The following is a 14,336-nucleotide window of genomic DNA, read 5'->3' as shown; positions in this document are numbered from 1 at the left end:
GGCGCGGGGGCCCTCCCCGTAGAGTCGGGGGGCCTTGGCTCCCGCGCTGAAACTGCTCATCCCGCTGTTGACGGCCCAAATCGAAGGTCTGCCCGGACAGGACTCCGGGCCGGACTACGACCGGCCCGTCTCGTCCATCACCACCGGCTACATCGAGCTGCTCGAGAAGAACAGCCACATCGTCTACCCGGTCATCGCCGTGGTGACGCTGCTGCTCATCGGCTGGGGCATCCTGTCCGCGTGGAGAACGCAGGACATGGACGGCCTGCAGAAGAACGAGTTCAAGCGCGCCATCATCAACGAGCTGCGCAGCAACATCAGCGGCATGCCCGGCGACATGCTGGGCCGCACCATCGGGCTGGACCGGCTCAAGACGCACCGCCTGCTGGAGGAGATGCAGACGGAGGGGCTCGTCCTGAGCCACACCAACTCCGAGCGGCTCACCGTGTGGCGCGTGCGCGGCGCGGGCCCGGAAGCCAAGCCGCGCCGCTACTAGGCCTGCGCGGCGTCCTCAGACGCCGGACAGCTCCGACTTCGGCTGGCGCGTCATCAGGTCCACCACCGCCATCTTGGCGTTCTTGCCCTCGTAGGCGATGAGGTAGACCTGCTCGCAGATGGGCAGCTCCACGCCCGTCTTGAGGGACAGGTCGCGCGCGCTCTTGGCCGTCTTGACGCCCTCGGCGACCTCCTTCATCTCCGCGAGGATGTCCGGCAGCTTGCGGCCCTTGCCCAGCTCCATGCCCACGTGGCGGTTGCGGCTGAGCTCGCCCGTGCAGGTGAGCACCAGGTCGCCCATGCCGGACAGGCCGGAGAGCGTCAGCGGGTTGGCGCCCTTCCTCACCGCCAGGCGCGTGATCTCCGCCAGGCCGCGCGTGATGATGGCCGCGCGCGCGTTGTGGCCCATGCCCAGGCCGTCCGCCATGCCCGCGGCGATGGCGATGACGTTCTTCAGCGCGCCGCCGTACTGCACGCCCACCACGTCCGTGGACGTGTACGAGCGGAAGGTGTCCGTCTGGAGCGCCTTCTGACAGCGCTGGGCCACCTTGTCCCAGTGCGACGCGATGGTCACCACCGTGGGCATGCGCCGGGCCAGCTCCTTGGCGAAGCTGGGGCCGGAGAGCACCGCGACGTACGGGTGGAACTCCTCCGGCAGGCAGTCCTCCAGCAGCTCCGTCATGGTGAGCAGCGTGCCGTTCTCGATGCCCTTGGACACCGTGACGAGGGGCACGCTCTTCGGGAGGAAGGCCTTGGCGCGCGCGAGCACCTCGCGCGTGGCGTGGCTGGGCGTGGCGAGCACCACCATCTCCGAGCCGGCCAGCGCCTCCTCCAGGTCCGTGGTGGCGCGCACGCGCTCGGAGAGGGGGATGCCCTTCAGGTAGGTGTCGTTCTCGTGGCGGGTGTTGATGGCCTCCACGGTGGAGGGTTCACGGCCCCACAGGCGGACTTCGTCGCAATTCACCGCGAGCACGTTGGCGAGCGCCGTTCCGAACGAACCTGCACCAATGACACTGCCGCGCATGAGATGACCTCGGGTCGAGAGGGGGGATTTCAGAACAGCGTGGACACCACGCCCACGGACAGCGTGGGCATGAACTCCGCGTCCGTGGAGCGGCTGCGGAAGTCGCCACCGAGCGAGACAGCGTAGGACGTCTTCTCTCCGACGGGAAACTCCGCGCCCAGCCGGACGAGGACGGCCGCATCCAGCTTCCAGGCGGGCGGCATGCCGGACAGCGGATCCCTCTGGATGGGGTCCATGTCGAAGGCCATCAGGGCGCGGACGTCCAGGAACGGCCGCCACGCGCGCGGGCTGTCGCCCTGGAAGGACGTCACCAGCCCCGGGGCCACGTTCCAGTCGCGCCGGCCGCTCAGGTAGCGCGCGCCCTTGTCCTCGGTGTCGGGAGGCCGCGCGAAGAACGCGCGGCCGCCGTCCACCACGACGGCGAGGCTGACGTTGTCGCTGTCCAGGACGGTGAGGCGGGCGCTGGCGCGCACTTCGGTCATCAGGCCGTAGACGGTGTCCACGCCCAGCCCCAGGTCCAGGTGCTCCAGCACGCCGTACACGCCGCGCGCGGACACGAAGGGGAAGCCCAGCGACATGCCCACGCCCGCGTGTCCGGAGCCCAATGACCGGCCGCCGTAGAGCCCGTAGCGGTTGGGGGCCAGGGGCGGACGGGGAGGCTTCACGGGGCTCGCGGGAGGCGGCTCGGCGGGCAGCGGCGGCGGGGCCCGGGGCGGCGGAGGCGGCGCGGGCGTGGGGGCGGAGGCGCCGGGGAAGGACTCCCACCCTTCCGCTTCGGGTGGCGGCTGGACGCGCGAGGGCTCTTCCCCGGCGGGGGCCGCCTGGGGGCGCGGCGCTTCGGGAGCGGGCTGGCCGGGTTCGCTCCAGGACTCGTCAGGGGTCGCGCTCCGGGGAGGCGGACTGGGCGTCTGGGCGCGGGCGGAGGGGGCGGGCGCCAGGGCCAGGAGCGACAGGCTGAGGAGACCGGGGAGGCGCATGGTGGAAGAAGGCAGGCAGCCTAGCCCACGCTCCGGCCGTGAACGAGGCCGGCCTGCCCGACCTCTCCCCCGCCATCCGGTCGCGTCAGGAAAGCGGCAGCCGCGCCACAATGCTGATGACGGGGGCCGGGCACGGTCTACCATCCGCGCCCGCGCGCATGGCGTCGGTGAGGAGAGCCAACGGGATGAGGGTCGGACGGGGTGCACTGCTGATGGCGCTCGCCCTGGGCGCGTGCAGCAGGCCCGGTGCGGGCACGGGCGCGTCGGACGCGGGAGCCATCGGACCGCCGGGGCGGCCCTCCACGCTGACCCTGCCCTCGTGCGAGGAGCTGCTGCCGGCGGACCTGCGCGACCTGACGTTGAACGGCTTCACGATGAAGGAGGAGCGCGCGTGTCCCACGTGCGGGCCCGTGTGCTCGCTGCGTTCGGCGGCGCTGGCGGATGTGTCCGTGTCGGTGGCGTATGACTGCCAGCCGCAGTACGCGACCGCGGATGTTCGCGCGCTGCTCGCGCCCACGTTGAACGCGGGCGGTGAGGAGATTCCGGCGCTGGGCCGGGCCGCCGCGCGCCGCAACCCCGTGCAGGGCATGACGCAGGTGGTGACGTGGGATGACGACACGCCGTGCGTCGTGGTCGTGACCTGGCTGGGGGATGATCCCGACCGGGCGATGGACGTGGCCCGGCTCGCGGTGACGTCGAATCACGGCGTGGGGGAGGCCACGGCGGACGCGGGCACGGAGCTTCCTGCGGACGCGGGGGACAGCCTCCTCCCGGCTGAGCCGTTGGAGCCGATGGGCAGCCTCACCGCGCCGCGCGCGGGGTCACCGGCGCTGCTCTCCGCGCCATCGGACACCCGGACACCGCCGCCCGTCCCCGCCCCGCGCCCTGCCGGACCGAAGCCCGTGGTGCCCGCACCGGCTGCGCAGAAGCCTGCGGCGCCCTCGACAGCCGCCCCCCAGCAGTAGCTGAGCGGCCCTGCTCAGTAGGGCCACTTCGCGATGGCATAGGCATGGGTGACCTTGTGGTTGAGCCACACAAGCAGGAGCGCCACCGTCCAGCGCAACGCCTTGGGACGCGTGGCCAGCCAATCGCCCGCGACGAACATGACGGGGAAGAGCACCGCGCCAAAGCGGAAGGCATTTCCCAGGTCGCCTTGAGGCAGCATCACCAGCAGCGACAGCAGCACATAAAGCCCCAGGGCCCGGTCTCGGCGCCACAACATCACCCCGAATATCAGCCACGCCGCCCCGAAGACATTCCGCAGCACCAGCCAGCCGCTGAATCCTTTGTGCCAGGGATTGCCGAACCACAGCCCCCGGATGACGCCCCAGAGAGAATCCACGTGGTTCCACTCCCGCTGGGCCTTCAAGAACATGAAGGGGTCACCGGAGCGGCTCCACTCGAAGGCGAGCAACCCCCCGAACGCCACCAGCGCTAGACACCCCATGAGGCAAAACCGCACGAAGCGCTCGCGCCACGTTGGCTCGCGCAGGGCAGCCAGGAGCGCGGCGGCGATCGCCACGAAGCAGCCCTGGTTCCGGGTGAAGATGCAGAGTGAAACCAGTACGACGGAGGGCAGGAACTGCCTACGCGAAGCACACGCAAGGGCCCCGAACGACAGGAGCAGAAAGAGGCCCTCCGTGTGGTGCGAGTGAAGCGTGAAGCTGGCGGGACCGTAGAGGAAGACGAACCACCCCCAAGGCGTCCGGGCCGTCATCCCTTCGCGCACTGGCCCCTGCCGCGCCTGGTGGGTGTTCCACGCGACGAAGCCCAGCAGGCAGACCGTGGACAGGGCCGCGCCGACGACCTGGGGCGGCAGCGTGCCCTCCAGTCCCTGCCACACCAGCCAGACCAGCCCCGGGTACAGCGGAAGGAACGCCCAGAGGGGCCATGAGTACCCCTCCAACACTAGCGTGCTGTAGTGGTGCGAGTCCCAGCGATCCAACACCAGGAGCGGAGGAATGTCCCGGCGCCACGCCGTCCACGCCCAGAGTCCGAAGTGGTGGACCAGGGTCAGCACCACGAGCCCCCAGGACGCGTACGCAATCCTGGAATGGGACGACCCCGCGACCTGTGAGGGGGAACTCATAAGCGGCGGCCACGATGTACCGACGGCATTGCTCATGCAAGCACCCTGTTCCTTGAACACCGCCGTCTCGCGTCTCCAGCAATAGTCGTCAGCAAGCAACCATCACGGGCGCCTGCGTTCTCCCGGCCCCTTCACGACGGGATGGCTTCTCCTCTGAGCCCTCCTCGCCCCTGTCTTCCACGCATCCACATGCGCTTTCGCGACGACACCATGACAAGACTCAAGCCTTTTCTGCTCCTTGCCATCCTCATTCATCTCACACCGCTTCCGGCCACAGCGGAGACCTTCGACAGAACCTTCACCTACGAAGCGGAGACAGATCTCAACCACGGTATTGGCTACGCTGACGCATCCGGATGGGCCGCCAACGTGGCAAGCCAGAGCACGGGCCATCTCACCTACGGACCCTATGCAACGAATTGGGGCTCGGGCGCAGGAAAGGCTGTCTTCCGGCTCATGGTCGACGACACCACATACAACAACCTAACCGTCGCCACCATTGACATCTACTGCTACGACACGGACAAGGTCCTGGCGACCCATGACATCCTGAGAGGAGATTTCGCCCACCCATTCCAGTATCAGGATTTCGCGCTCTGGTTCGATCTCACGACCTGCTCAAACCAGCGGGTGGAGACCCGGGTTCGCTGGCTCGATAGGGCTTTTATGAATATCGACAAGGTCACGGTATACATTGATGACTTCACGGCGGGTCAGGCTCCCATCGAAAACCTCACCGACAGCACAAACGCGCATGTTCAGACGCTGGTCACACGTGCGCTCGGAGGCCTGGGATTCGGAACCTACGATCCTGTTCTATCCCAGATCCGGCGGGACGGACCGAACGCCAACGACATTATCTTCGTCGGCAAACATTACATGGCATGGATTGACCAGACCGGATTCTACGGCAAGATGAATGGCCTCTGGCTTCTGAATGGCGCCACTGGCAATGCCCTAGGCTTTTTCCATGAGACCCCCTTGACTCACCGGCCCATCAACTTCCTGGGTGTCGCGGAAGATGGAAATGGGACCTGGATGACTGGCTACAGCGGCGCTGAGCACTACGAACTGCCTCATGAAATCCCAGAACTTGGCGAAGACCCCAACGGCAACGGACAATGCGATGAAGATGAGAGTTGCACAGGAAGTGCTTGCGCCCGCCGGATCTGCAATTGGTACAGCATCAATGAGGCAGCCCCCATCACGGATCCGGACGTTCCGCACTGGACCGCCTGCAATCGAAATCGTACGGCCTGGGCCCGGAAGCTGCCTCCGCTCGTGCGCGAACAGACCGGGCGTTCCCTTCGAATTGTCTACCAAGCCCCCATCACCAAGGAGTCGGACGCTGCGCGCGATGGAATTCAAGAAGGAGACCATTGTCACCAGGATCTCCTCTTCGCGGACGGCGAGCGTCGTCCCGTCTATCTGAGGCTCGGCTACGTTCTTCATGGCGACCAGCCCTATTTCGACCGGACCTACCAATTCGATAATCCTGCGGGGAACCCCGACTTTGGTGAGGAGATCTGGTCCGTCGTCGGCGGCATTGTTCTATCGAAATTTCCCGCGACACAACCGACCAAAGCCAACCTGTTCCATGCCGTTCGCCCTGACAATACTTTGATCATGACCACCGCCGTCGCGCCATACATCTTCCCTGCTGACATCTGGACCGCGCGGAGGCCTCCTGCCTCGCCCAGCCAAGACGAAGTTTGGGGCTGGGTGGGAACGGCGCTCTCGTGGAGTGCTCGAGGCCGGGACTCGTTGGGAGACTCGCTCAAGATGCAACACCTGGGACCCTCCGATAATGCCGACACGGGCTTCTGTGCCTGTGCCGTTCATGGTGGCATGGAGATTGGCGGCGGAGTCCTCCACCGGGGTATTTCAGTCCCCATCTCAGGAGGCACCCGCTCCATCGAAGCGGTCCGTCGAATCAGTTTCCCCTCCGGCCCCACCCCACCTTTCATTTACGAGGCAGAGGGTAGCGGCCTATCAAAGGGCATGGGCCGACTGGACGGCGATGGCTGGTCCGCCAACACCGCCTTCGACAGCGCGGGCTATCTGATCTACGGCCCCTATGCCAATTATTGGGGTGACGGAAACAAACTCGCGGTGTTTCGAATGATGATCGACGTCACGACAACCGGCGGAAACATCGCCAACATTGAAGTGTACGACAGGACGACAGATACCATCATCGCATCCAAGCTCATCGCCCGCTCGGCCTTCACCCAGCCATTCGCCTATCAAGACTTCTCACTGGAATTCTCGCTGGACGGCCGACTGCGCCATGAAATCGAGACGCGGATCAAGTGGTATGACACGTCATACGTGAAGGTCGACCGGATCTCCGTGCTCGACCAGTAGCAGACCCTTCGCACGGCGCGACCATCTCCAGGTGAGATGATCGCGCCGATGCGGTTCGCGCTTTCCCTGCTACAGCGTCTCCAGGTACGCCACCAGGTCGTCCATGTCCGCGTCGGACAACTGCGCGGTCATGCCGTGCTGGTTCGTCTCCCGGCCGTTCATCAGGCGGGCCTTGAGCGTGGGCGCGCTGCCATCATGCAGGTACGGCGCGGTGCGGCCCACGCCCAGCAACGACGGCGTGTTGAGCCCCGTCTTGATGACCGCCGCCGCGTCCTGAAGCACGCCCGAGAGCACGAACGTGCCCACGTCCACGTTGCGGTTGTCCGTGAGCGCCGCGCCCGTGTGGCACGTGTCGCACTTCGCCTGAGTGAAGAGGGCGGCCCCGCGCGCCTGGGACGCCGTCAGCGGCTCGCCCCGGAACGCGTTGTCCGGCGCGGGGATGGCGTCGATGAACGCCCCCAGCTTCGCCACCGTGTCCTCGTCCAGCTCCTGGCCGCCCATGCGGTCCTTCACCGTGGCGCTCATGAAGTCCCCCAGCGCGGAGAACTCGCCGCTCCAGTGGAAGGGCGCCGTCGCCGTGGTCATGCGCCCCGCCAGGCTGGGCGTCTGGCGCGGCCCGTCCGGGAAGCCCCACACGTGGCCGTCCTCGCGGCCCTCCAGGTGGCACGACGCGCAGGACACCGCCACGGCCGGGCTGGTCATCCGCGCATCCACCGCGCTGAAGAACAACCGCCGGCCCGCCGCCGCCATCGGCGACAGCGTGTCGCCCGCGATGACCAGGCGCTCGCCCTCCTCGCGGATGTCCCCCAACGCGTCCCCGCTGGCCCCCAGCGTGCTGACCGTGTGGTCGAACGCGTTGTAGACGTAGGCCTTGCGCCCGTCCCGCGTGAGCGCGATGCCGTTGGGGCCCGCGCCCACGGACACCAACTGCCGCACCGGGCTCCCCTCACTCACCAGGTCCGAACCGGAGCGGCGCCACGAGGGCAGGACGGCCACGTTGTTCGAGTCCTGGTTCACCAGGAACAGCCACGCGCCCGTGGGGTCCACCACCGCCGCCGCCGGCCCCTGCAGGGGCTCCTTGAACGACGGGCTCGCGATGAGCGACGTGGGGTAGTCCGGCTTCTCCTCCGGCGGCGGCTTGCACTCGTCCAGGTCGTCCACCACCGGCCGGGGCGCGTCGTCCTCCGCGTCGAAGGTGATGAGGCCCGCGGCCACCACGCCGCCACCGGCCGCCGCGCCGCAGGGCGTCCCGCCGCCGTACATGGAGTCCCCGGGATTGGGTCCGCGGCCGTCCACGGGTCCGCCCAGGGGGTCCTCGCGCGACCACAGCACCGGCGCGAAGAGGCGCCGGCCGTCCGGAGCGCTCAACAGGTCCACCATGCCGCGCGACCGGAAGGAGCGCGGGCCCGTCTCCACGGGCAGCGGCGCATCACCCGCCGAGGAGGACCCGCCCGTCCTGGAGGGCAGCATCCGGTTGGCCTTCGCGAGCAGGTCCGTGCCGCCGCGCATCACCTGGGGCCGGTTCGCGTCCGACAGGTCCACCGTCATCACGTCGCCCTGGCGGAACAGCGACACCGCCGCCTTTCTGCCGTCCTCCAGCAGCGCGATGCCGCGCGGCTCCTCGCCCAGCGGCAGCTCCCAGCGCGCCGTGAGCGTGCCCGTGTCGATGGCGGTGAGGCTGCCCCTCGCGGCGGACTCACGCATGGCGCTGTTCACCACGTACAGCGTGCTGCCATCCGGCGACAGCGCCATCCCCGTGGGCTCCACGCCCACCGGGACGCGCGCGGCCTCCACCGCGTCACCCTTGCGGATGACGGACACGCTGCGGCCGCCCCGGTTCGTCACGTACACGGTGTCGTCCGGGCCCACTGTCACGCGCTCCGGGCGCGGGCCCACCCGCACCTCGGACACCTTCTCCCGGCGGGCCGTGTCCACCACGGCGAGGATGCCGTTGTCCGCGTCCACCACGTAGAGCAGCGAGTCATCCCGGCTGAGCGCCACGGACCCGGAGGCGTTGCTCCAGGTGCCCGCCACCTCGCGCTCCTTGCAACCCGACAGCACCAGCGTCGTCACCGCGCACAGCGCGGCCCATCCCTGCCGTCGCATCGGAAATGCCATCCCCTCCCGCGAAGGCCTCCGCGCGCTCCTCCGGCCCCACCCTGCGCGCGAGCCCCACGGCCTGTCCGGAAGCGTGCCGGCCCTGCTCACACGCCGTCCCGAAGCCCGCATGCTCGCCCAGCCGCCCTCCGAAGTCGACGCCTTCCCCACCCGCCGTGTGCCTCCCGACAATGTCGGGAAGACTCCCCCCTCCCCCAAAAGCCGCGAGCGCCAGACCTCCGTCGCGTGTAGACACGGGGGGTCGTGTCTCGTCCCGCGCCCGTCATCCTCAGCTTCCGGCGCACGTTCGCGCTGCTCATCCTGCTGGTCGTGCTGCCGTCAGCCGGCCTGTCCGGCTTCGGCGTCGTGGCCATCATCAACGAGCGCGCCGCGGTGGAGAAACGCCTGGAGGCCGCGTGGCGGGGGACGCTGGCGGACCTGTCCGCGGAGGTGCCCCGCGCGCTCAGCAGCGGACGCCTGGAGCGCGTGGACAACGAGCGGCTGGCGTTCCTGCTGCCGGATGACCAGGAGCTGTCCGACCCGGACGGCTCCTTCCTCGTGGAGAACGGGCTCGTCCGCACGAAGGACCCGCAGTTGGCGGAGTCCCTGGCGGCGCTGGTGCCGGAGGCCGCCTCGCTGCCCACCGTGCCCACCGTCTTCTCGCTCGCCACGGGAGGCCGCGCGGTGATGGTGGCCGCCGAGCGCCAGGGCGCCACCGTGCGGGGCGTGCGGCTGTCAGGCGTGGCGCTGGACGCGCTCCTGTCGGAAAAGGCGCAGGGGCGGGCCACGTCGGAGCCCGTGCGCTTCACGCTCCTGCCCGTGCCGCGCGACACGTCCAGCGAGGGCGGGCTCGTCAACCGGCTGATGTCGGAGGTGGCCCAGGCGCGGCAGAACGCGCTGGGGCCGCCGGTGCTCGCGGAGCGGGTGCTGTCCGCGCCGTTGCAGGACTTCCGCCTGGTGGTGCTGCCCATGGGCGAGGACCCGGTGGCGAGCGCGTCCACGCGCAACCGCGCCGTGTACGGCGTGCTGCTGGGCCTGTTCTACCTGACGCTCACCTTCGGCGTGGGCTACACCGCCCGCGTGCTCTACCGCGAGGCGCGCCTGTCCCGGATGAAGACGGACTTCGTGTCGCTGGTGAGCCATGAGCTGCGCACGCCGCTCACGTCCATCCGGATGTTCATCGAGACGCTGGCCCTGGGCCGGCTGAAGGACCCGGCGCAGCAGCAGGAGGTGCTGGACCTGCTCACGAAGGAGACCGAGCGCCTGTCGGACCTCATCGAGCGGGTGCTGGACTGGGCGCGCATCGAGAGCGGCCGCAAGGTGTACCAGCGCGAGTCGCTGCCGGTGGCGAACGTGGTGGACGCGGCGGTGGCGGCCTTCCGCACGCAGCGGCACGGCGACGGCATGGAGTTCACCGTGAAGGTGGAGGAAGGGCTGCCCCACGTGGAGGTGGACCGGGTCGCGGTGGCGGGCGCGCTGCTCAACCTGTTGCAGAATGCCTACAAGTACAGTGGGCCCACCCACCGCAAAATCGCCCTCCGGGCACAGAGAGACGGCGGACACGTGAACCTGTCGGTGGAGGACAACGGGGTGGGAATCGCCAGGAAGGACCGCAAGCGCATCTTCGAGCGCTTCTACCGGGTGGACAACCTGCTCACGCGCAAGACGGAGGGCAGCGGCCTGGGGCTCGCCATCAGCAAGCGCATCGTGGACGCGCACGGCGGCCGCATCACCGTGGAGAGCGAGCCCGGCCAGGGCAGTTGCTTCACCATCCAGCTCCCGGTGGGCCGCGCATGAGCACCTCCGTCCCTCACGACGACAAGCCCCAGCGCATCCTGGTGGTGGAGGACGACCTGTCCATCCTCACCGGCGTGTCCATGAACCTGCGCTTCGAGGGCTACGAGGTGCTCCAGGCCCAGGACGGCCGCACGGGCCTGGCCAAGGCGCTGGACGAGGCGCCGGACCTGCTGGTGCTGGACCTGATGCTGCCGGAGATGAACGGCTACGAGGTGATTCGCGAGCTGCGCCAGCGCGGCCGGGACACGCCCGTGGTGGTGCTGTCCGCGCGGGGCCAGGAGTCGGACAAGATATTGGGCCTCAACCTGGGCGCGGACGACTACGTGGTGAAGCCCTTCGGGCTCCAGGAGCTGCTCGCGCGCATCAAGGCGGTGCTGCGCCGCCGGTTCGGGGCCACGGGCACCACGCCGCCGCCGGTGACGTTCGGGGACGTGAAGGTGGACCTGTCGCAGCGCACGGTGGCGCGCGACGGGCAGCCGGTGGAGCTGACGGCGCAGGAGTTCAAGCTGCTGGCGCACTTCCTCGCCCACCCGGGCCGCACCTTCACGCGCGAGGAGCTCCTGTCCGGCGCGTGGGGCTACCACTACGAGGGCAGCGCGCGCACGGTGGACAACTTCATGCGCCAGCTCCGGCTGAAGTTCGAGGCCGACCCGGAGGCGCCCCGGCACTTCCTCACCGTGCGCGGCCTGGGCTACCGCTTCGAGCGCTGAAGCGCGCCGCTCACGCCCCGGCGACGCCAATCTGGCGCAGGTCCTCCAGGTCGAAGGGCTTGCCGTCGAAGCGGCCGTAGCGCTCGCGCAGGGTGAGGCCGCTGGCGGTGAGCGCGTTCTCCAGCTCCTCCGGCAGGAAGTGCTTCAGCTTGAGGCGGCGGATGGGGCTCTGGCCGCCGGCGGGACGCCGCTCGCGCAGGTGCAGGGCGAAGAGGGGGCGGCGGGGCTCCACGGCGGCGCCGGGCTCGTCGTCATCGCGCGGCAGCACGGGTTCGCGCGGGGCGTTGAGCACGTCGTAGATGAAGGTGCCGCCGGGGGACAGGTGGTGGCGCACGGTGGCGAGGAAGGCCTCCAGGTCGTCGCGGCCGGACATCAGGCCCAGCGCGTGCTGCGGGGCGAGCACCAGGGGGAACTGCTCCGGCAGCCGCAGCGCGCGGGGGTCCGCTGCGATGAGGCGCGTGCGCGCGGAGACGTCCGGGGACTCGGAGGCGCGGCGCTCCTCGGCGGAGCGGATCATCGCCTCGGAGGGGTCCACGCCGACGGTGGAGAAGCCATGGCCCGCGAGCGACCAGGGCACCCGGCCGTTGGCGGCGCCCAGCACGAGCACGGGCCCGCCGTGCTCGGTAGCCTGCCGTGTGTAGAAGACGAGGTCCGGCTCCTGTCCCACGAGGGACAGCGGGGTGCGGCCGCGTGCGTCGTTCCCAGCCATTGCCCAGGCCCTAGCACGGTTGCGGGGCGCTCCGGGACTCCGGCGTTCACACAATGGGTAAAGGGTTGCCCACCCGGTGTCGCTCAACCGACGCCCACCGACGACGGCCCGACGGTGAGCGGCCCCCGAGGGCTGGCACCCTCCTTGCCTTGATGGCGGCGAACAATGGCTTCGTGCCGGGGGACCCTCTCCCGGCCTGGTGTGAGGTGGGCGGCATATGAGGCACGGGTGGCGGTGGACGGGAGCGCTCCTCCTGGCGGGAGCGCTGGGGTGGACGGGCTGCGGCGGGGACGACAACGACACGCGCAAGGTGGATGACCCGGTGGTCCCGGTGACGCCCGTGGACGAGGACCCGCGGCTGCCGGACGCGGGCACGGGCGAGGTGGACGCGGGCACCGGGACGGACGCGGGGACCCAGGTCCCCGACGCGGGCACCGGGACGGATGCGGGCACGGACGCGGGCACGGGGACGGACGCAGGAACCGGCACCGACGCGGGCACCGGCACGGATGCGGGGACGGGCACCGACGCGGGGGTTCCAGAGAAGGTCCAGACCTATCCCCGCCCGTCGGCCCCGGGCTGGACGTTCTACAACCAGGAGCAGGGAGCGCCGCGCTACGTGTACGGCATCACCGCCGACCAGGGTGGCAACGTCTGGGTCGCGGGCGGCGAGGAAGGCCTGTTCCTCATCAAGAAGGGCTCCAACACGATTCAGCGCTTCACGATGTCCGACGGCCTGCGCCCCTACGGGCGCATGCGCGACGGCGTGGGCGGCCCTCCGGCGGGGATGCCGTACCTCAAGGTCATCTCCGTGGCAGGCGGCCCGGATGGCACGGTGTTCGTCGGCTACGCCGGCAAGCCGCCCCAGCCGGGCATGCCCACCTGCGAGGACGAGTGGGACCAGGCGGAGAATGCCCACCGCGAGCCTGACGCCAGCGTCTACAAGAGCGGCGACGCGGACAAGGTGACCCTCAAGGCCGACGGCTCCATCGACGTCGTGCACTACGACATCCACACCGGCCCCAAGAAGGTGAAGGCCGAGCTGCGCGGGCGCGAGAAGGTCTGCACCATCTACCGCATTGCCTACGACCCGGCGAAGGAGGTCGTCTGGTTCGGCGGCAACCACGGCTTCGCCATGGGCGACGCGAAGTTCAACGGCATCGTCCCGGCATACTGCTGGGACCCGCGTCCCTGGAACACGGAGGGCTTCAAGTGGGAGTTCGAGTGCGCGGGCCTCTACGAGCACGTGCACCCCGCCATCTCCGGCTCCGCGGGCGAGCTGCTCTCAGACCGCTACTACGGCATCTCCATCACGGAGAACCACGACGTCTTCTTCGGCGGGCAGATCCGCTCCACGCGCTTCCGCTACGGCACCAATGGGGATGATTACTGGACGGCCCAGAGTGAGACGGAGGACTCGGGCTACGACTGGAACCGCTTCGACATCTGGCCTGACGCCGTGCCGAACTACCCCACCGCCGCGCAGCGCGTGGACGACAACGTCTCCGGCATGGCTCCGGCGTCCAACGGCGGCGTATGGGTCGGCTCCTTCTACTACGGCCTCGCGCGGCTGAGCGCCAACGGGACCGTGGAGACCAAGGTGATGCAGGACCTGGTCAACTACACGCCCGCGAAGGGCGGCACGCCCGCGATGGCGCCCACGTCCGCCGTGGCGACGGACCCCTGGGACGGCAGCCTCTGGGTGGGCGCCAACTGGTGGGGCGGCATCACCCGCCTCAAGGGCGGCGGCACGGTGAAGTACAGCGGTGACGTCTTCGGCAACGTGGTCACCTCCGTCAGCAGCGTGTCCGACATCCAGTTCGACCGCTCCGCCGGCAAGCGCCGCGTCCTCGTCTCCTTCGAGGGCACCAAGAACGCGAAGACGGGCGTCGTCACCCCGGGCCTCATCGGCATCTACGAAGGCGACTGACGCACCCGCCACGCCGAAGTCCCGACACGGCCGTCCTCCCCTTCATGGGGAGGGCGGCCGTTGTCCTTGGGCCTGCAACTCCACACGCCGGTGATGAAGACGGCCCCATCTCTCGCACCGCGAGAAAACAAACTGGCGCAC

Annotated in this window: 11 protein-coding genes; 6 read left to right on the top strand and 5 right to left on the bottom strand. The window is 69.2% G+C overall.

Annotated elements, in window-relative coordinates:
* Positions 1 to 34 precede the first annotated feature (34 nt).
* Complete coding sequence (locus tag K8612_RS26670) at positions 35 to 496, top strand: hypothetical protein (RefSeq protein ID WP_223741266.1); 462 nt, start codon at positions 35 to 37, stop codon at positions 494 to 496.
* Between the two features lie 15 nt (positions 497 to 511).
* Here the strand turns inward: K8612_RS26670 and K8612_RS26665 are convergent, their stop codons facing one another.
* Entirely contained in the window at positions 512 to 1,519 is a 1,008-nt protein-coding gene (locus tag K8612_RS26665) for an NAD(P)H-dependent glycerol-3-phosphate dehydrogenase (RefSeq protein ID WP_206799246.1), read from the bottom strand.
* Positions 1,520 to 1,548: 29 nt separating this feature from the next.
* Complete coding sequence (locus K8612_RS26660; RefSeq protein ID WP_223741267.1) at positions 1,549 to 2,496, bottom strand: hypothetical protein; 948 nt, start codon at positions 2,494 to 2,496, stop codon at positions 1,549 to 1,551.
* 185 nt (positions 2,497 to 2,681) lie between these two features.
* On the opposite strand from K8612_RS26660, the gene K8612_RS26655 reads away from it, so the two are divergent.
* Positions 2,682 to 3,461 (top strand): hypothetical protein, encoded by a 780-nt coding sequence (locus K8612_RS26655; protein ID WP_223764363.1) that lies wholly within the window; start codon positions 2,682 to 2,684, stop codon positions 3,459 to 3,461.
* A gap of 14 nt (positions 3,462 to 3,475) precedes the next feature.
* On the opposite strand, the gene K8612_RS26650 is transcribed toward K8612_RS26655, so the two are convergent.
* On the bottom strand, positions 3,476 to 4,516 hold the full coding sequence (locus K8612_RS26650) for a hypothetical protein (RefSeq protein WP_223764362.1): 1,041 nt from the start codon (positions 4,514 to 4,516) through the stop codon (positions 3,476 to 3,478).
* A gap of 258 nt (positions 4,517 to 4,774) precedes the next feature.
* Here K8612_RS26650 and K8612_RS26645 point away from each other — a divergent pair, with 258 nt between their 5' ends.
* A complete protein-coding gene (locus K8612_RS26645) occupies positions 4,775 to 6,952 on the top strand; it encodes a hypothetical protein (RefSeq protein ID WP_223764361.1) in 2,178 nt (725 codons plus the stop codon).
* 69 nt (positions 6,953 to 7,021) lie between these two features.
* On the opposite strand, the gene K8612_RS26640 is transcribed toward K8612_RS26645, so the two are convergent.
* Complete coding sequence (locus K8612_RS26640; RefSeq protein ID WP_223764360.1) at positions 7,022 to 9,058, bottom strand: c-type cytochrome; 2,037 nt, start codon at positions 9,056 to 9,058, stop codon at positions 7,022 to 7,024.
* A gap of 255 nt (positions 9,059 to 9,313) precedes the next feature.
* Here K8612_RS26640 and K8612_RS26635 point away from each other — a divergent pair, with 255 nt between their 5' ends.
* The gene (locus K8612_RS26635) at positions 9,314 to 10,846 is read left to right on the top strand and encodes an ATP-binding protein (RefSeq protein ID WP_223741269.1); all 1,533 of its coding nucleotides are present in this window, start codon (positions 9,314 to 9,316) and stop codon (positions 10,844 to 10,846) included.
* On the top strand, positions 10,843 to 11,556 hold the full coding sequence (locus K8612_RS26630) for a response regulator transcription factor (RefSeq protein WP_223741270.1): 714 nt from the start codon (positions 10,843 to 10,845) through the stop codon (positions 11,554 to 11,556). Before K8612_RS26635 ends, K8612_RS26630 begins: the two co-directional genes overlap by 4 nt.
* A gap of 10 nt (positions 11,557 to 11,566) precedes the next feature.
* On the opposite strand, the gene K8612_RS26625 is transcribed toward K8612_RS26630, so the two are convergent.
* A complete protein-coding gene (locus K8612_RS26625) occupies positions 11,567 to 12,265 on the bottom strand; it encodes a bifunctional 2-polyprenyl-6-hydroxyphenol methylase/3-demethylubiquinol 3-O-methyltransferase UbiG (RefSeq protein WP_223741271.1) in 699 nt (232 codons plus the stop codon).
* Between the two features lie 217 nt (positions 12,266 to 12,482).
* Between K8612_RS26625 and K8612_RS26620 the strand changes: the two genes are divergently transcribed.
* A complete protein-coding gene (locus tag K8612_RS26620; RefSeq protein WP_223741272.1) occupies positions 12,483 to 14,195 on the top strand; it encodes a hypothetical protein in 1,713 nt (570 codons plus the stop codon).
* Positions 14,196 to 14,336: the final 141 nt, after the last annotated feature.

It is taken from the genome of Corallococcus sp. AS-1-6 (assembly GCF_020037015.1).
In the GTDB taxonomy this organism is placed as follows: domain Bacteria; phylum Myxococcota; class Myxococcia; order Myxococcales; family Myxococcaceae; genus Corallococcus.
The sequence above is the reverse complement of the archived record's forward strand: the minus strand, read 5'-3'. Positions and strand labels throughout refer to the sequence as shown.